At 67.7% G+C, this 24303-nt stretch carries 23 protein-coding genes; 15 read left to right on the top strand and 8 right to left on the bottom strand.

Annotated features, from left to right (window positions below; all coding sequences use genetic code 11):
• Positions 1–50: 50 nt before the first annotated feature.
• Positions 51–827, top strand: coding sequence for a ferredoxin--NADP reductase (locus tag KRX52_RS19060; RefSeq protein ID WP_217683301.1), 777 nt, complete (start codon positions 51–53; stop codon positions 825–827).
• A gap of 287 nt (positions 828–1114) precedes the next feature.
• A complete protein-coding gene (locus tag KRX52_RS19065) occupies positions 1115–2677 on the top strand; it encodes a TerC family protein (RefSeq protein ID WP_217683302.1) in 1563 nt (520 codons plus the stop codon).
• Positions 2678–2740: 63 nt separating this feature from the next.
• On the opposite strand, the gene mscL is transcribed toward KRX52_RS19065, so the two are convergent.
• From mscL to KRX52_RS19080, 3 genes are all read right to left on the bottom strand, one after another.
• Positions 2741–3151, bottom strand: a complete 411-nt coding sequence (gene mscL / locus KRX52_RS19070; RefSeq protein WP_217683303.1) for a large-conductance mechanosensitive channel protein MscL — start codon at positions 3149–3151, stop codon at positions 2741–2743.
• Positions 3152–3227: 76 nt separating this feature from the next.
• Positions 3228–3479: an HP1242/YdcH family protein gene (locus KRX52_RS19075; protein ID WP_217683304.1), complete on the bottom strand. Its 252-nt coding sequence runs from the start codon at positions 3477–3479 to the stop codon at positions 3228–3230.
• Positions 3480–3548: 69 nt separating this feature from the next.
• Positions 3549–4043: a GNAT family N-acetyltransferase gene (locus KRX52_RS19080; RefSeq protein WP_217683305.1), complete on the bottom strand. Its 495-nt coding sequence runs from the start codon at positions 4041–4043 to the stop codon at positions 3549–3551.
• Positions 4044–4104: 61 nt separating this feature from the next.
• On the opposite strand from KRX52_RS19080, the gene radA reads away from it, so the two are divergent.
• Positions 4105–5466, top strand: a complete 1362-nt coding sequence (gene radA / locus KRX52_RS19085) for a DNA repair protein RadA (protein WP_217683306.1) — start codon at positions 4105–4107, stop codon at positions 5464–5466.
• Between the two features lie 118 nt (positions 5467–5584).
• Here the strand turns inward: radA and KRX52_RS19090 are convergent, their stop codons facing one another.
• On the bottom strand, positions 5585–6211 hold the full coding sequence (locus KRX52_RS19090; RefSeq protein WP_217683307.1) for a response regulator: 627 nt from the start codon (positions 6209–6211) through the stop codon (positions 5585–5587).
• A gap of 33 nt (positions 6212–6244) precedes the next feature.
• Positions 6245–7597, bottom strand: a complete 1353-nt coding sequence (locus KRX52_RS19095) for a cache domain-containing protein (protein WP_217683308.1) — start codon at positions 7595–7597, stop codon at positions 6245–6247.
• A gap of 202 nt (positions 7598–7799) precedes the next feature.
• On the opposite strand from KRX52_RS19095, the gene KRX52_RS19100 reads away from it, so the two are divergent.
• The 3 genes from KRX52_RS19100 (at position 7800) to yjiA (ending at position 11252) form a co-directional block, all read left to right on the top strand.
• Positions 7800–9857 (top strand): carbon starvation CstA family protein, encoded by a 2058-nt coding sequence (locus KRX52_RS19100; protein ID WP_217683309.1) that lies wholly within the window; start codon positions 7800–7802, stop codon positions 9855–9857.
• A 59-nt stretch (positions 9858–9916) separates the two neighbouring features.
• On the top strand, positions 9917–10120 hold the full coding sequence (locus KRX52_RS19105) for a YbdD/YjiX family protein (RefSeq protein WP_217683310.1): 204 nt from the start codon (positions 9917–9919) through the stop codon (positions 10118–10120).
• Positions 10121–10280: 160 nt separating this feature from the next.
• Positions 10281–11252, top strand: coding sequence for a GTPase (gene yjiA / locus KRX52_RS19110; protein ID WP_217683311.1), 972 nt, complete (start codon positions 10281–10283; stop codon positions 11250–11252).
• Between the two features lie 16 nt (positions 11253–11268).
• Here the strand turns inward: yjiA and KRX52_RS19115 are convergent, their stop codons facing one another.
• Together KRX52_RS19115 and glyA are read right to left on the bottom strand one after the other, a co-directional pair.
• Positions 11269–11637 (bottom strand): PilZ domain-containing protein, encoded by a 369-nt coding sequence (locus KRX52_RS19115; RefSeq protein WP_217683312.1) that lies wholly within the window; start codon positions 11635–11637, stop codon positions 11269–11271.
• Between the two features lie 132 nt (positions 11638–11769).
• Entirely contained in the window at positions 11770–13026 is a 1257-nt protein-coding gene (gene glyA / locus KRX52_RS19120) for a serine hydroxymethyltransferase (protein WP_217683313.1), read from the bottom strand.
• Between the two features lie 270 nt (positions 13027–13296).
• Between glyA and ettA the strand changes: the two genes are divergently transcribed.
• Complete coding sequence (ettA, locus tag KRX52_RS19125; protein WP_217683314.1) at positions 13297–14961, top strand: energy-dependent translational throttle protein EttA; 1665 nt, start codon at positions 13297–13299, stop codon at positions 14959–14961.
• Between the two features lie 69 nt (positions 14962–15030).
• Here the strand turns inward: ettA and KRX52_RS19130 are convergent, their stop codons facing one another.
• Positions 15031–16683 (bottom strand): response regulator, encoded by a 1653-nt coding sequence (locus tag KRX52_RS19130; protein ID WP_217683315.1) that lies wholly within the window; start codon positions 16681–16683, stop codon positions 15031–15033.
• 204 nt (positions 16684–16887) lie between these two features.
• Here KRX52_RS19130 and KRX52_RS19135 point away from each other — a divergent pair, with 204 nt between their 5' ends.
• The 8 genes from KRX52_RS19135 to bamJ all read left to right on the top strand — a co-directional run bounded on the left by KRX52_RS19135 (position 16888) and on the right by bamJ (position 24234).
• Positions 16888–17217, top strand: coding sequence for a TraR/DksA family transcriptional regulator (locus tag KRX52_RS19135; protein ID WP_217683316.1), 330 nt, complete (start codon positions 16888–16890; stop codon positions 17215–17217).
• A 199-nt stretch (positions 17218–17416) separates the two neighbouring features.
• Complete coding sequence (locus tag KRX52_RS19140; protein WP_217683317.1) at positions 17417–19894, top strand: Lon protease family protein; 2478 nt, start codon at positions 17417–17419, stop codon at positions 19892–19894.
• Between the two features lie 201 nt (positions 19895–20095).
• Positions 20096–20431, top strand: coding sequence for a PA4575 family protein (locus tag KRX52_RS19145; RefSeq protein WP_217683318.1), 336 nt, complete (start codon positions 20096–20098; stop codon positions 20429–20431).
• A 184-nt stretch (positions 20432–20615) separates the two neighbouring features.
• Entirely contained in the window at positions 20616–21104 is a 489-nt protein-coding gene (locus KRX52_RS19150) for a TIGR00645 family protein (RefSeq protein ID WP_217683319.1), read from the top strand.
• Between the two features lie 215 nt (positions 21105–21319).
• The gene (locus tag KRX52_RS19155; protein WP_217683320.1) at positions 21320–21625 is read left to right on the top strand and encodes a DUF6482 family protein; all 306 of its coding nucleotides are present in this window, start codon (positions 21320–21322) and stop codon (positions 21623–21625) included.
• Positions 21626–21767: 142 nt separating this feature from the next.
• Positions 21768–23303, top strand: coding sequence for a cryptochrome/photolyase family protein (locus KRX52_RS19160; RefSeq protein ID WP_217683321.1), 1536 nt, complete (start codon positions 21768–21770; stop codon positions 23301–23303).
• The gene (locus KRX52_RS19165; RefSeq protein ID WP_217683322.1) at positions 23300–23449 is read left to right on the top strand and encodes a DUF2256 domain-containing protein; all 150 of its coding nucleotides are present in this window, start codon (positions 23300–23302) and stop codon (positions 23447–23449) included. The genes KRX52_RS19160 and KRX52_RS19165 overlap by 4 nt, the downstream gene beginning before the upstream one ends.
• Positions 23450–23616: 167 nt before the next feature.
• A complete protein-coding gene (gene bamJ / locus KRX52_RS19170; RefSeq protein ID WP_217683323.1) occupies positions 23617–24234 on the top strand; it encodes a BamJ family beta-barrel-assembly machinery protein in 618 nt (205 codons plus the stop codon).
• The last annotated feature ends 69 nt before the right edge of the window (positions 24235–24303 follow it).

Consider the following 24303-nt stretch of genomic DNA (forward strand, 5'->3'; position numbering starts at 1 on the left):
GAAGGAGGCCCTGCCGCGGCATGCGCCGGCGGCAGGCGAGGAGGGCAAGTATGACCGCCAGCGCCGAGAAGTTCACCCGCCAGCGCCTGCTCGACGTCTGGCGCTGGTCGCCGAGCCTGTTCAGCCTGCGCTGTACGCGCGATCCGGGGTTTCGCTTCGCCGCCGGCCAGTTCGCCCGCCTCGGCGTGCGCAAGGCCAGCGGTTGCATCGTCTGGCGGGCCTATTCGATGGTCTCGGCACCCCACGACGAGTTCCTCGAGTTCTTCTCCATCGAGGTGCCGGACGGCGAGTTCACCGGCGAACTCAGCCAGCTGGCGGTGGGCGACGAGCTGCTGGTGGAGCGCCAGCCCTACGGTTTCCTCACCCTCGATCGCTTTGCTGGCGGCCGCGACCTCTGGCTGTTGGCCAGTGGCACCGGCGTCGCGCCCTTTCTGTCGATCCTCCAGGACCCTGCGGTATGGCAGCGTTTCCAGTGCATAGTGCTGGCCTACAGCGTGCGCAGCGCCGCCGAGCTGGCCTATCAGCCGCTGATCGCCGACCTGCCGCGGCGCGACTGGCTGGAGGGGGTGGCGGACAAGCTGGTCTACCTGCCGGTGGTGACCCGCGAGCGTGTGCCCGGCTGCCTGCAGGAACGGCTGACCGCGCTGCTCGACAGCGGCGAGCTGGAGCGTGCGGCGGGAATCGCCATCACTGCCGAGCACTCGCGGCTGATGCTGTGCGGCAACCCGGCGATGGTCGAGGAGCTGCACGAGCGCCTCAAGCTGCGCGGCTTGCAGCTCAGCCTGAGTCGTCGGCCGGGGCAGCTGGCGCAGGAGAACTACTGGTAATGCGCTGCGCCGTTAAAAAACTGGTTACGCTTTTTCGCCAAACCGACACGCGCCAGGCCTTATGATCCCTGGCTTGTTCCCTGTAGATGGTTGTCGATGGACAGCGATAGTTGTCAGCCGCCCGCGGTCTTTGCCTCGCGTGCGGCCCCCCTCCCTGCCTTGCCTGCGGTGTGGCGCGCCTTGCGCGTGGCCGCTTTCCCGTTTTCCGTTTGCCTCCGGCACGCCGGCCATCTGGCCGTTGGCGTGCCGCTGCGCGTTCGTTCGTCTGCTGAGAGAGTCTGACTGTTATGGAATGGATCGCCGATCCTACGGCCTGGATGGGCCTGCTCACCCTGATCGTCCTGGAAATCGTGCTGGGCATCGACAACCTGGTGTTCATCGCCATCCTCGCCGACAAGCTGCCGCCGCAGCAGCGCGACCGCGCGCGGCTGATTGGCCTGGCGCTGGCGCTGCTGATGCGCCTGGGCCTGCTGGCCAGCATGGCCTGGCTGGTGACCCTGACCAGCCCGCTGTTCGAGGTGCTCGGCCAGAGCTTCTCCGGGCGTGACCTGATCATGCTGTTCGGTGGCGTGTTCCTGCTGTTCAAGGCCACCATGGAGCTGCACGAACGTCTCGAGGGCCACGTCCAGCAGGGCGCTGGCAGCAAGGCCTACGCGCAGTTCTGGCCGGTGGTGGCGCAGATCGTGGTGCTCGATGCGGTGTTCTCCCTGGATGCGGTGATCACCGCGGTGGGCATGGTCGAGCAGCTGTCGGTGATGATGGTCGCCGTGGTGATCTCCATCGGCCTGATGATGGTGGCCAGCAAGCCGCTGACCGCCTTCGTCAACGCGCGGCCGACGGTGATCATGCTGTGCCTGGGTTTTTTGATGATGATCGGCTTCAGCCTGACCGCCGAGGGCTTCGGCTTCCACATTCCCAAGGGCTACCTGTACGCGGCCATCGGTTTCTCGATCCTCATCGAGGTGTTTAACCAGCTGGCCCGCCATCGCCGCAAGCGCAGCCTGCAGGGCGAGCGCAGCCACCGCGAGCGCACCGCCCACGCGGTGCTGCGTCTGCTCGGTGGCAAGGTGCAGGCCGACGAGGTGGGCGAGGAGATCGCCGACATGCTCGACGGTGGCGAGGCGGGCGAGGCCGAGCTGTTCGACCGCCGCGAGCGGGTGATGATCAGCGGCGTGCTGCATCTGGCCGAGCGCTCGATCCGCACGGCGATGACCGAGCGCCACGCGGTCGACCACATCGACCTCGACGATGCGCCGGCGCAGATCCAGCGGGTCCTGCTCGAGTCGGCGCATTCGCGCCTGCTGGTGCTGCGCGGCGGTGCGGTGGACGAGCCGCTGGGCTACGTGCACAAGAAGGAGCTGTTCAAGGAGCTGCTGCGCGGCGCGCAGCCGGACATCGAGGGCCTGCTGCGTGTGCCGCTCAACCTGCCGGACAGCTGCTCGGTGCTCAATGCCCTGGAGCAGATGCGCGAGGCCCAGGCCCACGTGGCCTTCGTGGTCAACGAGTTCGGCGAGTTCCAGGGCCTGCTGACCCTGACCGACATCCTCGAGGCGATCGCCGGCGAGCTGCCGGACGCCAGCGAGGTGACGGGGCCGGACATCGAGCCGTGCGCCGAGGGCTACAAGGTCAGCGGCGCGCTCAACCTCAGCCTGCTGCGCGAGCGCCTGGGCTTCCAGGCGCGGCCCACCGACGACTACCAGACCCTCGCCGGGCTGACCCTGAGCCTGCTCGACCGCCTGCCGGTGATCGGCGATGCGCTGGAGTTCGCCGGCTGGCAGCTGCGGGTGATCGAGGTCAAGGAGCGCCGGGTCAGTCGCCTGTTGCTCAAGCCGCCGGTCGAGGCGGCCTGATCTGCGCCGAGCCTGAAACGACAACGGCGCCCGATGGGCGCCGTTGTGCGTTCTGCAGCAGGCCTACTTGTTCTGCTGCATCTTGAGCAGGTCGCGAATCTCGCTGAGCAGCTCCTGATCCTTGGTCGGTGCCGGCGGCGCGGCCGGAGCGGCTTCCTCCTCGCGCTTGAGTTTGTTGATCGCCTTGATGCCGATGAAGATGGCGAAGGCGATGATGACGAAGTCGATGATGGTCTGGATGAACTTGCCGTAGGCCAGCAGCACCGCCGGTGCCTCGCCTTCGGCCGCCTTGAGGGTGACGGCCAGGTCGCTGAAGTCGACCCCGCCGATGATCATCCCCAGCGGCGGCATGATCACGTCGCCGACCAGCGACGAGACGATCTTGCCGAAGGCGGCGCCGATGATGATGCCGACCGCCATGTCGATCATGTTGCCCTTGACGGCGAAGGCCTTGAATTCTTGCAGCAGGCTCATGGTTCACTCCCTGAGGTGTTGGTGACGGCCAGTATAGTCCGAGCGTGGCGGTTGGACATGTGCGCCAGTGGGCGGTTCAGCCGCCGTTGGCGGCCTGGCGCAGGCGTTCGGCGATCTGCTCGGTGAGGGTCACCCGCTGGTTCTTCAGGGTCTGCAGGGCGCTGTCGTCAAGCGGCTCGCGGCCATCCTCGGCAGCGTAGATGCGCTTGTCCAGCGCCTCGTAGCGTTCGGCCAACTGGCCGAAATGGCTGTCGCTGGCCAACAGCGCGCGCAACTGTTCCTGGCGCTCGGGGAATTCGCGGTGCAGTGGATGACGTGCGTGGGGCATGACGATCACTCCCGGCTGGATGAGGTCCCTTGAGCCTAGCTCATCGGTCGCCGGCGTCATGGGGGCGGCTCAGTGGGTCGGCGGATTGATCAGGTAGCTCAGCAGCTCGTCCTCGCCGTCAGCCGGGGATATCGGCAGGGCGCGCAGCGGCAGCTGCGCCAGCAGGGCCTGCCAGAACGCGCAGGCCAAGGCGTCCTGGCGGTAGAAGCGCACCACCCAGGGCGTGCCGTCGCCCATCAGCTGCGCCACCAGCGCGCGACCAATGCCCTGGCGGCGGTATTTGCGCAGGATGAACAGGTCGGCGAACTCCGCGGCGTCGAGGCCCGGCAGTTCGCAGCGCTCGATCAGCAGGAAGCCGGCGATGAAACCGTCGGCGAGAATCAGCTGGGCGCTCCAGCCCGGCTCCTGCCAGTAGCGCGCCAGATGCGGCTCGTGGATGTAGAAGCGTCCGTCGATCTCGACGTCCTCGGCTTCCCAGTCCGACGAGTCGTAGGCATAGAACTGGTACAGGTTGCGCACCAGCGGCAGCTGCTCGGCACTGGCGGGGACTAGTTCGATCTGCATGGCGGGGGACTCGGGCGCGGGCGGGGCGCTATTATCGCCGCTTTTCAGGGCGGAGACTGCCATGGCCAAGGCCAAACGCATGTACGGCTGCACCGAGTGCGGCGCCACCTTCCCCAAGTGGGCCGGGCAGTGCGGCGAATGCGGCGCCTGGAACACCCTGGTCGAGACCGTGCTGGAAGGCACGGCGACACCGAGCGGGCGCGGCGGCTGGGCCGGCCAGCAGGCCAACGTCAAGACCCTGGCCGAGGTCAGCGTCGAGGAGACGCCGCGCTTCTCCACCGCTTCCGGCGAGCTGGACCGCGTGCTCGGCGGCGGCCTGGTCGACGGTTCGGTGGTGCTGATCGGCGGCGATCCGGGCATCGGCAAGTCGACCATCCTGCTGCAGACCCTGTGCAGCCTGGCCCAGCGCATGCCGGCGCTGTACGTCACCGGCGAGGAGTCGCAGCAGCAGGTGGCCATGCGCGCGCGGCGCCTCGGCCTGCCGGAAGACAAGCTCAAGGTGATGACCGAGACCTGCATCGAAACTATCATCGCCACCGCGCGCCACGAGCAGCCGCGGGTGATGGTGATCGACTCGATCCAGACCATCTTCACCGAGCAGCTGCAGTCGGCGCCGGGCGGCGTGGCGCAGGTGCGCGAGAGCGCGGCGCTGCTGGTGCGCTTCGCCAAACAGAGCGGCACGGCGATCTTCCTGGTCGGCCACGTCACCAAGGAGGGCGCGCTGGCCGGGCCGCGGGTGCTCGAGCACATGGTCGACACCGTGCTGTATTTCGAGGGCGAGTCGGACGGCCGCCTGCGCCTGCTGCGCGCGGTGAAGAACCGCTTCGGCGCGATCAACGAGCTGGGCGTGTTCGCCATGACCGACCGCGGCCTCAAGGAGGTCAGCAACCCCTCGGCGATCTTCCTCACCCGCGCCGCCGAATCGGTGCCGGGCAGCGTGGTGATGGCCACCTGGGAGGGCTCGCGGCCGATGCTGGTGGAGGTGCAGGCGCTGGTCGACACCAGCCACATGGCCAACCCGCGGCGCGTCACCTTGGGGCTAGATCCCAACCGCCTGGCCATGCTGCTCGCCGTGCTGCACCGCCACGGCAGCATCCCCACCTACGACCAGGACGTGTTCCTCAACGTGGTCGGCGGGGTCAAGGTGCTGGAGACTGCCTCGGACCTGGCGCTGCTCGCCGCGGTGATCTCCAGCCTGCGCAACAAGCCGCTGCCCCACGACCTCTTGGTGTTCGGCGAGATCGGCCTGTCCGGCGAGATCCGCCCGGTGCCCAGCGGCCAGGAGCGCCTCAAGGAAGCCGCCAAGCACGGCTTCAAGCGCGCCATCGTGCCCAAGGGCAACGCGCCCAAGGAGGCGCCGCCGGGCCTTGCCGTGGTGGCGGTGACGCGCCTGGAGCAGGCGCTGGATGCGTTGTTCGAGTGAGCCGGAAGCCGACCGGCCAGCTCTCGTAGGGTGCGCCGCGCGCACCTAAGGTCGCTGGCAAGGTTCCGGTGCGCATGGCGCACCCTACGGGCGGTCGCTGTGTTGCGCTGGCTGGCTCTCAGGGCTGGGTGATGCTCAGCGCATACTTCATCAGCGCCGCGGTGCCGTCGATGTTCAGCTTGCGGCGGATGCTCAGGCGGTGGGTTTCCACGGTACGCACGCTGATCTCCAGCTCGCGGGCCATGGCCTTGCTGTCCAGGCCGCGGGCGAGCATCTGCAGGATCTGCACCTCGCGCGGGGTCAGGTTGTGCGAGTCCGGGCTGTGGTCGGCCAGCTTGCGGGCGATCTCCGAGCTGTAGAAGGTACCGCCGGCGGCGATCGCGCTGATCGCCGCGACGATTTCCCGCGAGGGCGCATTCTTCAGCACGTAGCCGCGCGCGCCGGCGCGGATCGAGCTGCGCACGTACTCGAGGTTGTCGTACATGCTGAGGATCAGCACCTGCACCTCGGGGTGCCGTTCGGCCAGGCTGCGGGTCAGCTCCAGGCCGGTGCTGTCCTTGAGGCCGATGTCGAGCAGCAGCACGTCCACCGCGACCACGGCGAGCAGCTCGAGCGCTGCGGCGGCGCTGTCCGCCTCGCCGACCACCGTGAACTGCGGCATCACGCCGAGCAGGGCGCGGATGCCGTCGCGGATCAGGGCGTGATCGTCGACGAGGGCGATCCGGATGGGAGGGCTGGGGTTCATGCGGTGGCTCTTCGGCTAGGAAACACCGGCGGCTCAGACGACCGGCAGCGGCAATACTACACACATCCCCGTGTGGCCTGAGCTGGACGAAAGGCTGAAGCGCCCGCCGAGGTGTTCGACCCGCTCGCGGATGTTGCGCAGGCCGATGCCGCCGGGCATCTGCTCGATCTTGCGCGGGTTGAAGCCGATGCCGTCGTCGCCGACCTGCAGCTGCACGGCGTGGCCGTCCGCCTCGAGGTCGATGTGCACCGTGCCGGCGCGCGCATGCCGTTCGATGTTGGTCAGTGCCTCCTGAACGATGCGAAACAGCGCCACCGCGGTGGCGTCGGGCAGCTGGGCGTCGTCGGCCAGGCGGTTGGCATAGCGCACGCGCAGCGCGCAGCGCTGCTCGAACTCCGCCGCCAGCTGGCCGATGGCGGCCGGCAGCCCGAGGGTGTCGAGCAGCGACGGGCGCAGGTCGTGGGAGATGCGTCGGATTTCGCCGATGGCGCTGCCGAGGCGCTCGGTGGCCTGGTGCAGGGAGTCGAGGCCGCCGCTGGCGCCGGCCGCCAGCTGGTGGGCGGCCAGCTCGAACTGGAACTTGATCGACACCAGCAGCTGGCTGATGCCGTCGTGCAGTTCGCGCGACACCCGCGAGCGCTCCTCCTCCTGCAGGTTGAGGATGCGCTGGTTGAGTGCCTGCAGCTTGCTGTCGGCCAGCCGGTGTTCCCTGACGCTGAGGGTCAGGCCGGCGGCGCATACCAGCAGCACGGCGATCAGCGCCACGCTGGCGATGGCGACCATGGTGGCATGGATGCCGTCGGCGACCTCCTGGCGCACCTGGCGGGTCGCCTGCTCGACATCCTCGAGGTAGAGGCCGGTGCCGAGCATCCAGCCCCAGCCCTCCAGCATCACCACGTAGGCCAGCTTGTCGGTTTCCTGGCCGCTCGACGGCTTGCGCCAGGCGTAGCGCTGGAAGCCGTCGCCGGCGGAGGCGCTGGCCAGCAGCGCCTGCACGGCGGGCAGGCCGTGGGCGTCGGTCATGTTCCACAGATCGCGGCCGACCAGCTCGGCCTGGCGCGGGTGCATCAGGTTGCGGCCGTGGGCGTCGTAGACGAAGAAGTAGCCGTCTTCGCCGAAGCTGATCTTGGCCAGCGCGGCCAGCGCCTGCTGCTGCGCCTGCGCATCGCCGCGCCCGCCGGCATGCAGCGGGGCGATCACGCTCATCGCCATGGCCACGTAGTTCTTCAGCTCGGCGCGCTTGCTGGAGAGGATCGCATGCTCGATCAGCTGGACCTGCTGCTCCCCCAGCCGTTGGTTCTGCACGATGACCAGCGCGCAGATGACTGCCGCGGCCAGCAGCAGCGGCAGGACGCCGAGGGCGACGATTTTGTGCTTGAGTTGCATGTGGGAGTCTCGATTTGGGCGGCGCAGCTGCAGGACCGGCTCCTTCCGGAGCTGCGTAGTTCTACGTAGTGGCTCTGGGTAGCACTGCGAATATCGATGCTTGCGCGATGCGAGGATAGTAACAAGGCTGCGCCTGTTGGGCGTGCACACCCAATAACAATGACGCCGCAGGCCTTCGCCGGTCGGTGGCGGGAGAACCTCGATGAATCAATTGGTCAGTCGGATTGCCTGGTTCGCTCTGGCGGTACTGGGGGCGGTCGCCCTGGGCGTCGTCGCCCTGCGCCGCGGCGAAGCCATCAACGCGCTGTGGATCGTGGTCGCCGCCGTGGCGATCTACCTGGTGGCCTACCGCTACTACAGCCTGTTCATCGCCACCAAGGTGATGCAGCTGGATCCCCACCGCGCCACCCCGGCGGTGCTCAACAACGACGGTCTGGACTTCGTGCCGACCAACAAGCACGTGCTGTTCGGTCACCACTTCGCCGCCATCGCCGGCGCCGGCCCCTTGGTCGGCCCGGTGCTCGCCGCGCAGATGGGCTACCTGCCCGGCACCCTGTGGCTGATCGCCGGCGTGGTGCTGGCCGGTGCGGTGCAGGACTTCATGGTCCTGTTCATCTCCACCCGCCGCAACGCCCGCTCGCTGGGCGACATGGTGCGCGAGGAGATGGGCCGCATCCCCGGCACCATCGCGCTGTTCGGCTGCTTCCTGATCATGATCATCATCCTCGCGGTGCTGTCGCTGATCGTGGTCAAGGCGCTGGCGCACAGCCCGTGGGGCATGTTCACGGTGATGGCGACCATCCCGATCGCCATGTTCATGGGCGTGTACATGCGCTACCTGCGTCCGGGCCGCATCGGCGAGATCTCGCTGATCGGCGTGGCCCTGCTGCTGGGCTCGATCTGGCTGGGCGGGGCGATTTCCCAGGATGCCTACTGGGCCACGGCGTTCACCTTCACCGGCGAGCAGATCACCTGGATGCTGGTGGGCTACGGCTTCGTCGCCGCCGTGCTGCCGGTGTGGCTGATCCTCGCGCCGCGTGACTACCTGTCGACCTTCCTGAAGATCGGCACCATCGCCGCCCTGGCCATCGGCATCCTGATCCTCGCTCCCGAACTGAAGATGCCGGCGCTGACCCAGTTCACCGACGGCACCGGTCCGGTGTGGAAGGGCGCGCTGTTCCCGTTCCTGTTCATCACCATCGCCTGCGGCGCGGTATCCGGTTTCCACGCGCTGATCTCCTCGGGCACCACGCCCAAGCTGCTGGCCAACGAGAGCCATGCCCGCTACATCGGTTACGGCGGCATGCTGATGGAGTCGATGGTCGCCATCATGGCGATGGTCGCCGCCTCGATCATCGAGCCGGGCGTGTACTTCGCCATGAACAGCCCGCCCGCCGTGGTCGGTGCCGACGTCACCAGCGTGGCCGCGGCAGTCAGCGGCTGGGGCTTCGCCATCACCCCGGAGGCGCTGGAAGGCGTCGCCCGCGACATCGGCGAGAGCAGCATCCTCAACCGCGCCGGCGGTGCGCCGACCCTGGCGGTGGGCATCGCGCAGATCCTCCATCAGGTGCTGCCGGGCGAGAACACCATGGCGTTCTGGTACCACTTCGCCATCCTGTTCGAGGCGCTGTTCATCCTCACCGCGGTGGACGCCGGCACCCGTGCCGGGCGCTTCATGCTGCAGGATCTGCTCGGCAACTTCGTCCCGGCGCTCAAGCGTACCGACTCCTGGACGGCCAACGTGGTCGCCACCGCCGGCTGCGTGGCGCTGTGGGGCTACCTGCTGTACCAGGGCGTGATCGATCCGCTGGGTGGCATCAACACCCTGTGGCCGCTGTTCGGCATCTCCAACCAAATGCTGGCCGGTATCGCGCTGATGTTGTGCAGCGTGGTATTGATCAAGATGAAGCGTCAGCAGTACGTCTGGGTGACCCTGCTGCCGGCCGTCTGGCTGCTGATCTGCACCACCGCGGCGAGCCTGATCAAGCTGTTCGACGCCAATCCGGCGGTCGGTTTCCTCGCCCTGGCCAACAAGTACGAGACTGCCCTGGCCGCCGGTCAGGTGCTGGCCCCGGCTAAGGATCTGGCCCAGATGCAGAACGTGATCATGAATGCCTACACCAACGCCAGCCTCAGCGTGCTGTTCCTGGTGGTGGTGTTCAGCATCCTGTTCTATTCGCTGAAGGTCGGCCGGGTCGCCTGGGTCAAGGCCGAGCGCTCGGACAAGGAAATGCCGTTCCAGGGCATGCCGGACGCCTGATGCCAAGCCGTGCCGGGCTCCGTTTGGCGGAGCCCGGCGCTTGATAGAGGAGTACCCGCGTGTTCAACGACCTCAGCCGCATGGGCAAGTATCTCGGGCAGGCCGCGCGCATGCTGGTCGGCATGCCGGACTACGACACCTACCTCGAGCACATGCAGAACAAGCATCCGGACCAGCCGGTGATGAGCTACGAGGAGTTTTTCCGCGAGCGCCAGGATGCCCGCTATGGCGGCGGCAAGGGACGCCCGATCCGCTGCTGCTGACCTGGGGTAGGGTGGACAACCGCGTAGCGTTGTCCACCATTGGCCACAGAGTAACGGTGGACAAGCCTGCGGCGTTGTCCACCCTACGCCAGATGCCCGTCCCGCCATTGAATTCCCGCGCCACGCCCCGTCGTGGCGCGTTTCGTTTCGAGGAGCGCCCATGTCGCATTCCCCCATTCCGGTCACCGTGCTGACCGGCTTTCTCGGCGCCGGCAAGACCACCCTGCTCAAGCACCTGCTGCAGGCCGAGCACGGCCTCAGGCTGGCGGTGATCGAGAACGAGTACAGCGAGACGCCGATCGACGGCCAACTGCTCGGCAGCGCGCCGGTCGAGCTGCTGACCCTGGCCAACGGCTGCGTCTGCTGCTCGATCCACATCGAGCTGGAGAAGGCCCTGTACCTGCTGCTCGACAAGCTCGACAGCGGCGAGCTGGCCTTCGACCGCCTGGTGATCGAGTGCACCGGCCTGGCCGACCCGGCGCCGGTGGCGCAGACCTTCTTCGCCGACGAGGAGCTGTGCAGCCGCTACGTGCTGGACGGCATCCTCACCCTGGTGGACGCCGCCAACGCCGGTCGCCACCTGCAGGAAGCCATCGCCCAGGCCCAGGTCGGTTTCGCCGACCGCATCCTGCTGAGCAAGACTGATCTGGTCGCCAGCGAGCAGGTCGAGGCGCTGACCCAGCGCCTGCAGCGGATCAACCGCCGCGCGCCGATCCGCGTGGTCGAGCACGGCCGCATCGACCTGGCCGAGCTGCTCGACGTGCGCGGCTTCAACCTCAACGCCGACTTCGGTCCGGCGCTGAGCCTGCGCCCGCTGTTGCCGGCAGCCAGCCCCGACCGCATTGCCACCCTGGTGCTGCGCAGCGAGCAGGCACTGGACATCGACAAGCTCAGCGCCTTTATGGAGCAGTTTCTGGAGCAGCACGGCAATGCGCTGCTGCGCTACAAGGGCGTGCTGCACGTCGCCGGCGAGCCGCGGCGCATGGTGTTCCAGGGCGTGCTGCGCCTGTACGGCTTCGACTGGGACACCGAGTGGGGCCGCGATGAGACGCGCGAGAGCGTGCTGGTGTTTATCGGCGACAACCTGCCGGAAGAGGAAATCCGCGCCGGTTTCGCCGCGGCGCAGGTCTGAGGCCGTCGCCAGCGGGTCAGTATTGCATCAGGGCGCCCAGTTCGCGTTCCAGCAGTCCGCTGTTGCCCTGGTTCAGTTCGATGAGCCGGCGCAGGTGGGTGAGTGAGTCGAGATCGATCTCGCAGCAATGGAAGCCGAGCACGTCATCGCGCTGGTGGGCGATGGCCACCAGCATGGACACCTCGACGCCGGGCGCGAGTTCGAGGCAAGCGTGCACCGGCGCATCGGCCAGTGCGTCCCAATCGTTCGGCCGGCTGACCAGCAGGCCTTTGAGTGACAGGTCATGCAGGCGCACCTGCCAGCGCCTCTGCCCTTGCAGCAGCAGGACCTCTGCCTCGAAGGGAATACGCTGGAAGCGTCGGCGCTCCTGGGTGGGTGCGGACATGCGGGGGAACCTCCTTGGTTGTTCTATGGTTTTCGCGTCTGCAGGTTAATTCGGCAGCGACAGGGCCTCGCTGAAGGGCGGGCAAAAAGAAACCCGGCCGAGGCCGGGTTTCTTCATTGCAGCGAGTGAGCCTTACTTGCCGTATACCGGCAGCTTGGCGCAGACGGCCTTGACCTTCTCGCGCACGGCGTCGATCACCGACTCGTCGCCCATGTTCTGCAGGATGTCGCAGATCCAGCCGGCCAGCTCGCGGCACTCGGCTTCGCCGAAACCGCGGGTGGTGACCGCCGGGGTGCCGATGCGCAGACCGGAGGTGACGAACGGCGAGCGCGGGTCGTTCGGCACGGCGTTCTTGTTGACGGTGATGAAGGCGCGGCCCAGGGCGGCGTCCGCGTCCTTGCCGGTGATGTCCTGCTTGATCAGCGACAGCAGGAACAGGTGGTTCTGGGTGCCGCCGGAAACCACGTCGAAGCCGCGCTCGACGAACACTTCGGCCATGGCTTGGGCGTTCTTTACCACCTGCTGCTGGTAGGCCTTGAACTCGGGGCTCAGCGCTTCCTTGAAGCACACCGCCTTGGCGGCGATCACGTGCATCAGCGGGCCGCCCTGGCCGCCCGGGAACACGGCGGAGTTCAGCTTCTTCTCGATCTCTTCGTTGGCCTTGGCCAGGATCAGGCCGCCACGCGGACCGCGCAGGGTCTTGTGGGTGGTGGTGGTGACCACGTCGGCGAACGGCACCGGGTTCGGGTACACGCCGGCGGCGACCAGACCGGCCACGTGAGCCATGTCGACGAACAGGTAGGCACCGACCTTGTCGGCGATTTCACGGAAGCGCGGGAAGTCCAGCACCTGCGAGTAGGCGGAGAAGCCGGCGATGATCATCTTCGGCTGGTGCTCGACGGCCAGGCGCTCGACCTCGTCGTAGTCGATCAGGCCGGTTTCCGGGTTCAGGCCGTACTGCACGGCGTTGTAGATCTTGCCGGAGAAGTTGACGCTGGCGCCGTGGGTCAGGTGACCGCCGTGGGCCAGGCTCATGCCCAGCACGGTGTCGCCCGGCTTGACCAGCGCCTGGAACACGGCGGAGTTGGCCTGGCTGCCGGCGTGCGGCTGGACGTTGGCGTAGTCGGCGCCGAACAGCTGCTTGGCGCGGTCGATGGCCAGTTGCTCGACGATGTCGACGTATTCGCAGCCGCCGTAGTAGCGCTTGTGCGGGTAGCCTTCGGCGTACTTGTTGGTCAGCACGCTGCCCTGGGCTTCCATTACCGCCGGGCTGGTGTAGTTCTCCGAGGCGATCAGCTCGATGTGCTCTTCCTGGCGCTGGGCTTCTTGCTCCATGGCGGCAAACAGGTCGGCGTCATAACGGGCGAGGGTCAAATCACGGCTGAACATGGCGGTCCTCTGGGGAGCAGGGCAAATAAGGGGATATAAGAGCGATATTCTACCCGAATGACGCGGCACTGGCACATGAATGGCGATCAAGCGACGGACAAGCGGCCCTCATCGGCTGCGCCGGCGTGGCGAGCCCCGCCAGTCCCGGCGGTTTGCCCTGCATGGCGCATTTCGGGTAGCTTTGCGCCACGCGCGCGAGGCGCCAGCGGGCGAAGAAATTCGCCGCAGCGCTGCCTCGCCCATCTGTATCGTCAACCATTCAGGTCAGTCATGGCTCAATACGTTTTCACCATGCATCGGCTCGGCAAGGTCGTGCCGCCGAAGCGCCAGATTCTCAAGGACATCTCCCTGTCGTTCTTCCCCGGCGCCAAGATCGGCGTGCTCGGCCTGAACGGCTCGGGCAAGTCGACCCTGCTGCGCATCATGGCCGGCGTGGATACCGAGTTCGAGGGTGAAGCCCGGCCGATGCCGGGGATCAAGATCGGCTACCTGCCGCAGGAGCCGCAGCTCGATCCGGAAAAGACCGTGCGCGACATCGTCGAGGAGGCGGTAGGCGAGATCAAGGACGCCCAGACGCGCCTGGACGCCGTGTACGCGGCCTACGCCGAGCCGGACGCCGACTTCGACGCGCTGGCCGCCGAGCAGGCCAAGCTGGAGGCGATTCTGCAGGCCTCCGACGGCCACAACCTCGAGCGCCAGCTGGAAGTGGCCGCCGACGCCCTGCGCCTGCCGGCCTGGGATGCCAAGATCGAGCACCTCTCCGGTGGCGAGAAGCGCCGTGTGGCGCTGTGCCGCCTGCTGCTGTCGGCCCCCGACATGCTGCTGCTGGACGAACCGACCAACCACCTGGACGCCGACTCGGTGGCCTGGCTGGAGCGCTTCCTCCACGACTTCCCCGGCACCGTGGTGGCGATCACCCACGACCGCTACTTCCTCGACAACGTCGCCGGCTGGATCCTCGAGCTTGACCGCGGCCAGGGCATCCCCTTCGAGGGCAACTACTCGCAGTGGCTGGAATCCAAGGCCGCCCGCCTGGCCCAGGAGGCCAAGCAGGAAGCGTCGCACCAGAAGGCCATGAAGGCCGAGCTGGAGTGGGTGCGCCAGGGCGCCAAGGCCCGCCAGGCCAAGTCCAAGGCCCGCCTGCAGCGCTTCGAGGAGATGCAGTCGCAGGAATTCCAGAAGCGCAGCGAGACCAACGAGATCTACATCCCGGCCGGTCCGCGCCTGGGCGACAAGGTCATCGAGTTCAACGGCGTGTGCAAGGGCTACGGCGAGCGCCAGCTGATCGACGACCTGACCTTCAGCGTGCCCAAGGGCGCCATCGTCGGCGTGATCGGCGGCAACGGTGCGGGCAAGTCGACGCTGTTCCGCATGATCCTCGGCCGCGAGCAGCCGGACGCCGGGACCATCGACATCGGCGAGACCGTGCAGATCGCCAGCGTCGACCAGAGCCGCGAGAATCTGGACGGCAGCAAGACCGTGTGGGAGCAGGTGTCCGACGGCTTCGACATGATCAAGGTGGGCAACTACGAGGTGCCGTCGCGCGGCTACGTCGGCCGCTTCAACTTCAAGGGCGGCGACCAGCAGAAATTCGTCAAGGACCTCTCCGGCGGTGAGCGCGGTCGCCTGCACCTGGCGCTGACCCTCAAGCAGGGCGGCAACGTGCTGCTGCTCGACGAACCGTCCAACGACCTCGACGTGGAAACCCTGCGCGCCCTGGAAGAGGCGCTGCTGGACTTCCCCGGCGCCGCCATCGTGATCTCCCACGATCGCTGGTTCCTCGACCGCATCGCCACCCACATCCTCTCCTACGAGGACGATGCCAAGGTGTACTTCTTCGAAGGCAACTACACCGAGTTCGAGGCCGACCGCAAGAAGCGCCTCGGCGACGCGGCCGCCCAGCCGCATCGGGTGCGCTACAAGAAGCTGGCCTGATCGGCTGGCGGGATGAAAAAAAAACGGAGCCGATTGGCTCCGTTTTTTTATGGCTGCGCGGCGGCGCGGCTAACCGAGCATCTCCAGCTCGGCCATGTGGCGCACCTCGCTGGCGAACACCACCACCCGGTTGCGCCCGGCATGCTTGGCGCGATACAGCGCCTGGTCGGCGTCGCTGGCCAGCGCCTTGGCCTCCTGCTTGCCGTGCAGCTGGGCGATGCCGCAGCTGAAACTGCAGCTCAGGTCCTGCGGCTGCGCCGGGAAATGGATCTCGGCGAAGCGTCGGCGGATATCGTCGAGGACCTTGGCGGCGGCGGCGGCGTCGGTGTCCGGCAGAACCACGGCGAACTCCTCGCCGCCGTAGCGGCCGATGTGGTCGCTCTTGCGCAGGCGCTGCTTGAGGAACAGCGCCAGGCTCTTGATCACCCGGTCGCCCATCGGGTGGCCGTAACGATCGTTGACCTGCTTGAAGTGGTCGATGTCGAGCATGGCGAAGGACAGCGGCTGCTGGTCGCGGCGCGCACGCAGGTGGGCATCCTCGAGCAGCTGCAGGATGTGGGTGTGGTTGTACAGCCCGGTCAGGCTGTCGCGCACCATGCGCGCCTTGAGGTTGCGCGCGCGGGCGGCGCGGTTGCGCACGGTGGCGATCAGGTGGCGGGGCTTGATCGGCTTGGTCAGGAAGTCGTCGCCGCCCTCGCTCATGGCCTCGAGCTGCTTGTCCAGGTCGCCCTCGGCCGACAGGTAGATGATCGGTACGCCGACGTAGCGCTCGTGCTGGCGGATCACCTTGGCCAGCTCGGTGCCCAGGCATTCGGGCATGTACATGTCGAGGATGATCAGGTCGGGCTGGAACTCGCTGAGCTCGGCCATGACCCGGATCGGGTCGGTGAGACTGCGGGTGACGATGCCGGCGCTGTTGAGCATGCGTTCGGTCATGGTCGCCTGGGCGCGCGAGTCGTCGACGATCAGCACCTTGTACGGATCCTGCTGGTAGAGCCGGGTCAGGTCGTCGAGGCGATCGAGCAGCACGGCGGCATCCAGGCTGCCGCTGAAGAAGTCGCGTCCGCCGGCGCGTACCGCGGCCAGGCGGGTCTCGGTGTCGGCCTCGTGTTCGCTGAAGAACATCACCGGCAGCGGTTGCTCGAGGCCCTGCTGCAGTTCGGCCGCCAGTTGCAGGCCGTGCTGCCGGCCGCCGAACTCGACTTCCATGACGATGGCCGTCGGGTGGCGCTGGGCCATGGCCTGGCGAAAGGCCGCTTCACTGGCCAGCGGCAGGGCGGTGAAGCCGAAGAACTCCAGCTGGCGCGCCAGTCGATCGCTGCGCTCGGTATCCTGCAGGGCCAGGTAGATCGGCTTGCGCAGCAGCGGCAGCGTCGCGCAGTCGGGCGCATCGTCCTGGCGCAGGCCGGTACGCGCCAGGCGTTGCATCAGGCTGTTGAGCTGGCTGATCAGCGGGCTGTTGAGGCGTCCGCGATTGGCGCCGACCGCCTGCAGGCACTGCTCGAGGGCCACGGCCAGTTGGCCGTGGGTGGGCTGCTCGAAGCGCTCGGCGTACTGCCGCAGGCGCTGGCTGGCCGCCGTCAGCTCGGCCAGGTCGGCGGCGGTCCATTCGCTGCGCTGCAGACGTTGCCAGACCTCCAGGATGTGGCGCGCCTGGTGGATCACCCGTTGGGCGAAATGGTGTTTCAGGCGATCCCGGCTGGGATCTTCGTAGTGGGTCATCCTGCCGATTCCTTGGCTGATGGGGCCGTGCAGCGGCTCGCAGCGAGTCGGCAAATATAGCGCACGGCGTGTTGCAGGTTTGCCATCGGCAACATCTTTGACAATTCTGCTCGTCGGCCGCCGAGCGGTACTTGACCGACATCAGTGCAAATCGGTTAAGACGCGCCAGACTGTGAACAGATGCTCACTGCTGGAGAGTCCGCGATGAATGCCGTTGTCGATCCCCGCCCCACCCTCGACGCCCTGGCCGCCGAGTACTCCCAACGTGCCGAGGCGATCCGTCGCGAGCTGACCGATCCCCACTCGGCGAGCTTCCCCGAGCAGGCGGTGCAGCGGCAGAACGACGACGTGCTGCGCGCCCTGCTGGCCGAGGCCGAGGACGGCCTGCGCCAGGTGGCGCACGCCCGCGAGCGTCTGGCGGCCGGGCGCTATGGCACCTGTGCCGCCTGCGGGGCGGCCATCGCGCCGGCGCGACTGCAGGCCGTGCCGACCGCCGAGTTGTGCCTGGACTGCGCCGGCCACGTCGGGGACTGAGCCGGCGCGAGCGGCGGCCGCGAGTGCTGCCCGGCCCGGGGTGGCGGGCGCCGCTGCCGATGGGCGCCGCCGTCGGTACGGCACGACAGGCGCTCCGCCTGCTTCTTGTCAATCCCGGACGGCGGGTCAACAATCGGCGGCATTACTGCTCCGCAGCCGCGCTGCCGCGCATGCCCATCACTCGTGTGGACCCCCGTTGATGCCCGATTTCCTCCCCTCGCTTCGCCTGCTGCCCGAGCAGCTCAGCAGCCAGTTCAGTGCCGAACAGCTGACCTTCACCAGTACCGACGAGCTGGAGCCGTTCCGCGGCGTGCTCGGCCAGGAGCGCGCGGTGGCCGCCCTGCAGTTCGGCGTGGCCATGCCGCGGCCCGGCTACAACGTGTTCGTCATGGGCGAGTCGGGTACCGGCCGCTTCTCCTTCGTGCGCCGCTACCTCAAGGCCGAAGCCAAGCGCCAGGCCACGCCGTGCGACTGGGTCTACGTCAACAACTTCGACGAGCCGCGTGAACCGCGTGCGCTGCAGCTGCCCTCGGGGCGCGCGCAGGCGCTGATGGCCGACATCGACCAACTGATCGACAACCTGCTGGCGACCTTTCCGGCGGCGTTCGAGACGCCGAGCTACCAGCAGAAGAAGAGCGCCATCGAGCGCGTCTTCAACCAGCGCTACGACCGCGCCCTGGACGTGATCGAGAAGCTGGCGCTGGAGAAGAGCATCGCCCTGTACCGCGACAGCGGCAACATCGCCTTCACGCCGATGAAGGATGCTCAGGCGCTGGACGAGGCCGAATTCGCCCAGTTGCCGGAGGCCGAGCGCGAGCGCTTCCACGACGACATCGCCAGTCTCGAGGAGCGCCTCAACGAGGAGCTGGCCAGCCTGCCTCAGTGGAAGCGCGAGTTGAGCAACCAGCAGCGCCAGCTCAACGAGGAAACCATCACCCTGGCCCTGCAGCCGCTGCTGGCACCGCTGTCGCAGAAGTACGCGGAAAACGCCGGGGTCTGCGCCTGGCTGCAGGCCATGCAGGTCAACCTGCTGAAGACCGTGGTCGACCAGCTGGTCGAGGACACCCGCCCGGATGCGCAGAAGCGCCAGAACCTGGTGGAGTTCTACAGCCCCAGCCTGGTGGTCGGCCATGCCCATGGTGGCGGTGCGCCGGTGGTGTTCGAGCCGCACCCGACCTACGACAACCTGTTCGGCCGTATCGAGTACAGCTCCGACCAGGGCGCGCTGTACACCAGCTACCGCCAGCTGCGCCCGGGCGCGCTGCACCGGGCCAACGGCGGCTTCCTGATCCTCGAGGCGGAAAAGCTGCTGTCCGAGCCGTTCGTCTGGGACGCGCTCAAGCGCGCCCTGCATTCGCGCCAGCTGAAGATGGAGTCGCCGCTGGCCGAACTCGGCCGCCTGGCCACCGTCACCCTGACGCCGCAGGTGATCCCGCTGCAGGTCAAAGTGGTGATCGTCGGCGCGCGGCAGATCTACTACGCGCTGCAGGAGCTGGATCCGGATTTCCAGGAGATGTTCCGCGTGCTGGCCGACTTCGACGAGGACATGCCTCTGGCCGAGGACAGCCTCGAGCAGTTCGCCCAGCTGCTGAAGACGCGCACCTCGGAGGAGGGCATGGCGCCGCTGAGCAACGACGCGGTGGCCCGTCTGGCCACCTACAGTGCGCGCCTGGCCGAGCATCAGGGCCGCCTGTCGGCGCGCATCGGCGACCTGTTCCAGCTGGTCAGCGAGGCCGACTTCATGCGCCAGCTGGCCGGCGAGACGGTGACCGACGTCGGCCACATCGAGCGCGCCCTGAAGGCCAAGGCCACCCGCACCGGCCGGGTGTCGGCGCGCATCCTCGACGACATGCTGGCCGGGGTGATCCTCATCGACACCGCCGGCGCGGCGATGGGCAAGTGCAACGGCCTGACCGTGCTGGAAGTCGGCGACTCGGCGTTCGGCGTGCCGGCACGCATCTCCGCCACCGTCTACCCGGGCAACTCGGGGATCGTCGATATCGAGCGCGAGGTCAGCCTCGGCCAGCCGATCCACTCCAAGGGGGTGATGATCCTCACCGGCTACCTCGGCAGCCGCTACGCCCAGGAGTTTCCCCTGGAGATCTCGGCGAGCATCGCCCTCGAGCAGTCCTACGGCTACGTCGACGGCGACAGCGCCTCGCTCGGCGAGGTGTGCACGCTGATCTCGGCGCTGTCGCGCACGCCGCTCAAGCAGTGCTTCGCCATCACCGGCTCGATCAACCAGTTCGGCGAGGTGCAGGCGGTCGGCGGGGTCAACGAGAAGATCGAGGGCTTCTTCCGCCTCTGCGAGGGGCGCGGCCTCTCCGGCGAGCAGGGAGTGATCATCCCGCATGCCAACGTCTGCAATCTGATGCTCGACGAGCGGGTGATCCAGGCGGTGCAGGCCGGGCTGTTCAGCGTCTACGCGGTGCGCACGGTGGACGAGGCGCTGAGCCTGCTGGTCGGCGAGCTGGCCGGCACGGCCGGCGACAGCGGCGTGTTCCCCGAGGGCAGCGTCAATGCACGGGTGGTCGAACGTCTGCGCGAGATTGCCGCCATGGACGACGACGAGGAAGACGAGGACGAGGAGGGGGCGGAGGCGCATGGCCGGGCCGCCGCCCCGACGACGCCTGTGCCGGGCAGCCCGAGCCGCCAGGCCCGCCGCCGGCGCCGCTGAGGCGCGGCGGCGGTTTTGGCGGCGGCCGCCGACCTGATCGTTTTCTGACCAGGCCGGCGTGCGGAGCACTCGGCGGTCCTCCGCAGCATCTGCCCCCGCGTCATGCACAAGGTTATCCACAGATCGCGGGGATAACTGGGGGCTTTCCTCGCGGGCACAGTGCGACTAGGCTCAATAGTGTCCATTGGGAGGAAAGTCGCCATGCCGCGCCACCTCTGTCTGACCCGGCACAGTCCGGGAATCGTCACCCGTATCGAGTGCATGCTCCATCCGCTGGCGGGCGGGCAGGGGCTGTGGATGCTGTTCTGCGCCGCCGGTCTGAATGCCGCCCAGCCTTCGGCAGTCAAGGCGCAAGGCCCGTTCCACGGGGCTTCGGAGGCGCAGGGGGTGCTCGACGAGATCGTCGATAACCTGTTGCGTCAGGGCTACCAGGCGGATGATGAACCGGCCATCTGGCGTCTGCATCTGCAGGCCGAACTGCGCCGGCAGGATGCCGGGCGCGGCCATCCCTCGGGGCATTTCCGCCTGCAGCCCTAGGCCACCCGCTGCGGCCGTTGGGGCTGCCCCGCGCTCGGCCGGGCAGGCGCCGCGCTGCCCGCAGCCATTCATCCAGAACTCCTCCACACAGTTATCCACAGGCTGGCCCGGCAAGTCCGGCTGCAGTCGCGCCGGCAGGCCCGCTATACTCGGCCTCCCTTGTGCAATGCCGTGCCTCTATCCCATGGAACGATTCATCGAAAACACCATGTATGCCGCGCGCTGGCTGCTGGCGCCGATCTATCTCGGGCTGTCGCTGGCGCTGCTGGCGCTGGCCCTGAAGTTTTTCCAGGAAATCTTCCACGTCCTGCCCCATGTGTTCGAACTGGCCGAGGCCGAGCTGATCCTGGTGCTGCTGTCGATGATCGACATGGCGCTGGTCGGTGGCCTGCTGGTGATGGTGATGATTTCCGGCTACGAGAACTTCGTCTCCCAGCTCGACATCGACGAGGGCAAGGAAAAGCTCGAGTGGCTGGGCAAGATGGATTCCGGCTCGTTGAAGCTGAAGGTGGCGGCCTCGATCGTGGCGATCTCCTCGATCCACCTGCTGCGCATGTTCATGGACGCGCAGAAGATCCCCAACGACAAGCTGTTGTGGTACGTGATCATCCACATGACCTTCGTCGTCTCGGCCTTTGCCATGGCCTACGTGGACAAGCTGACCAAGCACTGAGCCTGCCCATGAACGGCGCTGCGTCGGCAGCATGCTGCCGGGTGTGATCCGCGAGTCTGTGAACAGGCTTCAAGCTAGCTATTGCTGCCTCCTGCACCGCCCGTCTTGCCTCTGGCAGACGGGCGGTGGCGGTTTTGCCTTGCCGCACGGCCGATCTTGTACAAATATTGTACCTGTTGCATTATTTGTACAGATTCGCTGCCGAGGTGATTGCCATGAACCTGCACGACCTGTCCGCCCACGCCCTTGCCGGGCGCATCGACGGCCTTGACCTGATCTCCCTGGAGGGCGGCATCTATGTCCTCGAGGCGCAGATGGACGGCCGCCCGCACAGCCTGCTCGACGAGCACGGGCGCGTCTGCCACCTGCGCTCGGTGGAGCACGCCCGCGATCTGCTGCAGGAGGTGCCACTGCTGCCGTTCCACCTGGTCCACCATTCGCCCTACGACGAGATGTGCGGCCTGGCCGAGGGCAGTCGCGAGCCGCTGCGCGTGCCAATCGGCATGCGTTCGCACTGGTGACGCCTGCAGCGCCGCCGGCAGTGCCGGCTCTGTAGCTCAGTGGCCGGCATCCGCCGTTCGAGGCCAGCGCAGGGCCGATGCCGATCGCGCGGTCGGTGCCGGCATCCCGAGATGGAGATCGTCGAACTGTGAGTAACCGATCATGAGCATGGGCGCGCTGCGCCTGGTCCTCGGAGACCAGCTGTCCTTCGAGCTGGCGTCGCTGGCCGGGCTCGACGTGCAGCGCGACCGCGTGTTGCTCGCCGAGGTGGCCGAGGAAGCCGGGCACGTGCCGCACCATCCGCAGAAGATCGCCTTCGTGTTCAGCGCCATGCGCCACTTCGCCCAGGCGCTGCGCGAGCGGGGCGTGGCGGTGGACTACGTGACGCTCGACGATCCGGACAACTCCGGCTCGCTGGCCGGCGAGCTGCAGCGCTTCGCCGCTCTGCACCAGCCGCAGGCCATCCACGTCACCGAGGCCGGCGACTGGCGGGTGGAGCAGGCGCTCAAGGCCAACGGTTTGCCGATCACCTGGCACGCCGATACCCGCTTTCTCTGCTCGCGCGACGCGTTCGCCCGCTGGGCGAGTGGCAAGAAGCAGCTGCGCCTGGAGTTTTTCTACCGCGAGATGCGCCGCCAGAGCGGCCTGCTGCTGCACCCGGACGGCACGCCCGAGGGCGGCGCCTGGAACTTCGACGCCGACAACCGCAAGGCGCTGCCCCGCGGCCTGCGCGGCCCCATGCCGCTGCGCTTCACGGCGGATGCCATCAGCCGCGAGGTGCTGGCGCTGGTGGCCGAACGCTTCGCCCACCACTACGGGCGCCACGACGGCTTCGACTACCCGGTGACCCACGCCGAGGCCGAGCAGCTGTGGCAGCATTTCCTCGACTTCGGCCTGGGCGCCTTCGGCGACTACCAGGACGCCATGGCCAGCGGCGAACCGTTCCTGTTCCACGCGCGGATCAGCGCCGCGCTCAACGTTGGCCTGCTCGACGTGCGCCGGCTGTGCGCCGACGTGGAGACTGCGTACAGGCAGGGGCGGGTGGCGCTGAACGCCGCCGAGGGCTTCATCCGCCAACTGATCGGCTGGCGCGAGTACGTGCGCGGCATCTACTGGCTGCAGATGCCCGGCTACGCGCAGCGCAACGCCTTCGGCAACACGCGCCCCCTGCCGGCGTTCTACTGGAGCGGGCAGACGCGAATGAACTGCATGCGCCAGGCCATCGGCCAGACCCTCGAGCACGCCTACGCCCACCACATCCAGCGGCTGATGGTCACCGGCAACTTCGCCCTGCTCGCCGGCATCGTGCCGGCGCAGCTGTGCGACTGGTATCTGGCGGTGTACCTGGACGCCTTCGACTGGGTGGAGCTGCCCAACGTGCTGGGCATGGTGCTGCACGCCGACGGCGGCTACCTGGGCTCCAATCCCTACTGCGCCAGCGGCCAGTACATCAAGCGCATGTCGGACTACTGCCAGGGCTGCGCCTACCGGGTGAACGAAAGCACCACGGACGACGCCTGCCCGTTCAACGCGCTGTACTGGCACTTCCTCATGCGCCACCGCGACCGGCTGGAGGGCAATCCGCGCCTGGGCATGGTCTACAAGAACCTGGCGCGTATGGACGAGGGCAAGCAGCAGGCGTTGTGGCAGCGCGGCGAGGCGCTGCTGGCGCGCCTGGATGGCGGGGAGGCGCTGTGAGGAAGAAGGCCGATCTGCCGGTGAAGCACTGCGCGGGGTGCGGCCTGCCGTTCGCCTGGCGCCGGAGATGGGCGCGCTGCTGGGACGAGGTGCGCTACTGCTCGGAGCGCTGCCGGCGCGGGCGGACAGGCGCCGGTGGGTTGTAGGCGCTAATTTAGGCGCGAATAAGTTCGCCCCACACCGGGGCGCGAAGGATTTACCCCGCGTTTTCAGCTTCGGGCTATTGCCCTGCCGACCCTTGCTGGTGCCGCCCCGGCCGGGCGGTGCCTGTGCTAGTCTGGCCGGCCATTTTTTCCGCCTCAGTGGAGTTCCCATGTCCCAACTCGACCTTTCCACCGACGAAGCCCGCGTCAGCTACGGCATCGGCCGCCAGCTCGGCGGTCAGCTGCGCGACAACCCGCCGCCCGGCGCCAGCCTGGAGGCCATCCTGGCCGGCCTGACCGATGCCTACAACAATGCCGACAGCCGCGTGGCCGACGAGCTGATGAACGCCAGCTTCCAGGTGATCCGCGAGCGCATGCAGGCCGAGCAGGCCGCCAAGGCCGAGCAGGCTGCCCAGGCCGGTCGCGACTACCTGGCCGAGAACGCGAAGCGCGAAGGCGTCACCGTGCTGGCCTCCGGCCTGCAGTTCGAGGTGCTGGTGGCGGGCGAAGGCGCCAAGCCGAGCGCCGAGGACCAGGTGCGCACCCACTACCACGGCACCCTGATCGACGGCACCGTGTTCGACAGCTCCTACGAGCGCGGCCAGCCGGCGGAATTCCCGGTCGGCGGCGTGATTCCGGGCTGGGTCGAGGCCCTGCAGCTGATGAACGCCGGCAGCAAGTGGCGCCTGCACGTGCCGAGCGAGCTGGCCTACGGCGCTCAGGCGATTGGCAGCATCCCGCCGCACAGCGTGCTGGTGTTCGACGTCGAGCTGCTGGACATCCTGTAAGACGCGTTTTCCCGCGCCCTTGCGGCGCGGGAAAACGAAAACGCCCGTCGCGGCCAGGCCGGACGGGCG

It is taken from the genome of Geopseudomonas aromaticivorans (genome assembly GCF_019097855.1).
GTDB lineage: Bacteria > Pseudomonadota > Gammaproteobacteria > Pseudomonadales > Pseudomonadaceae > Geopseudomonas > Geopseudomonas aromaticivorans.

Excerpts from the sequence above, each read along its gene's own strand:
- yjiA (WP_217683311.1), top strand. The coding sequence starts at position 10,281 with ATGTCGCATTCCCCCATTCCGGTCACCGTGCTGACCGGCTTTCTCGGC.
- KRX52_RS19100 (WP_217683309.1), top strand. The coding sequence starts at position 7,800 with ATGAATCAATTGGTCAGTCGGATTGCCTGGTTCGCTCTGGCGGTACTG.
- bamJ (WP_217683323.1), top strand. The coding sequence starts at position 23,617 with ATGTCCCAACTCGACCTTTCCACCGACGAAGCCCGCGTCAGCTACGGC.
- KRX52_RS19145 (WP_217683318.1), top strand. The coding sequence starts at position 20,096 with ATGCCGCGCCACCTCTGTCTGACCCGGCACAGTCCGGGAATCGTCACC.
- glyA (WP_217683313.1), bottom strand. The coding sequence starts at position 13,026 with ATGTTCAGCCGTGATTTGACCCTCGCCCGTTATGACGCCGACCTGTTT.
- KRX52_RS19130 (WP_217683315.1), bottom strand. The coding sequence starts at position 16,683 with ATGACCCACTACGAAGATCCCAGCCGGGATCGCCTGAAACACCATTTC.
- KRX52_RS19140 (WP_217683317.1), top strand. The coding sequence starts at position 17,417 with ATGCCCGATTTCCTCCCCTCGCTTCGCCTGCTGCCCGAGCAGCTCAGC.
- KRX52_RS19150 (WP_217683319.1), top strand. The coding sequence starts at position 20,616 with ATGGAACGATTCATCGAAAACACCATGTATGCCGCGCGCTGGCTGCTG.
- KRX52_RS19060 (WP_217683301.1), top strand. The coding sequence starts at position 51 with ATGACCGCCAGCGCCGAGAAGTTCACCCGCCAGCGCCTGCTCGACGTC.
- KRX52_RS19080 (WP_217683305.1), bottom strand. The coding sequence starts at position 4,043 with ATGCAGATCGAACTAGTCCCCGCCAGTGCCGAGCAGCTGCCGCTGGTG.
- KRX52_RS19075 (WP_217683304.1), bottom strand. The coding sequence starts at position 3,479 with ATGCCCCACGCACGTCATCCACTGCACCGCGAATTCCCCGAGCGCCAG.
- KRX52_RS19135 (WP_217683316.1), top strand. The coding sequence starts at position 16,888 with ATGAATGCCGTTGTCGATCCCCGCCCCACCCTCGACGCCCTGGCCGCC.
- KRX52_RS19160 (WP_217683321.1), top strand. The coding sequence starts at position 21,768 with ATGAGCATGGGCGCGCTGCGCCTGGTCCTCGGAGACCAGCTGTCCTTC.
- KRX52_RS19095 (WP_217683308.1), bottom strand. The coding sequence starts at position 7,597 with ATGCAACTCAAGCACAAAATCGTCGCCCTCGGCGTCCTGCCGCTGCTG.
- KRX52_RS19155 (WP_217683320.1), top strand. The coding sequence starts at position 21,320 with ATGAACCTGCACGACCTGTCCGCCCACGCCCTTGCCGGGCGCATCGAC.
- KRX52_RS19090 (WP_217683307.1), bottom strand. The coding sequence starts at position 6,211 with ATGAACCCCAGCCCTCCCATCCGGATCGCCCTCGTCGACGATCACGCC.
- KRX52_RS19065 (WP_217683302.1), top strand. The coding sequence starts at position 1,115 with ATGGAATGGATCGCCGATCCTACGGCCTGGATGGGCCTGCTCACCCTG.
- ettA (WP_217683314.1), top strand. The coding sequence starts at position 13,297 with ATGGCTCAATACGTTTTCACCATGCATCGGCTCGGCAAGGTCGTGCCG.
- mscL (WP_217683303.1), bottom strand. The coding sequence starts at position 3,151 with ATGAGCCTGCTGCAAGAATTCAAGGCCTTCGCCGTCAAGGGCAACATG.
- KRX52_RS19115 (WP_217683312.1), bottom strand. The coding sequence starts at position 11,637 with ATGTCCGCACCCACCCAGGAGCGCCGACGCTTCCAGCGTATTCCCTTC.
- radA (WP_217683306.1), top strand. The coding sequence starts at position 4,105 with ATGGCCAAGGCCAAACGCATGTACGGCTGCACCGAGTGCGGCGCCACC.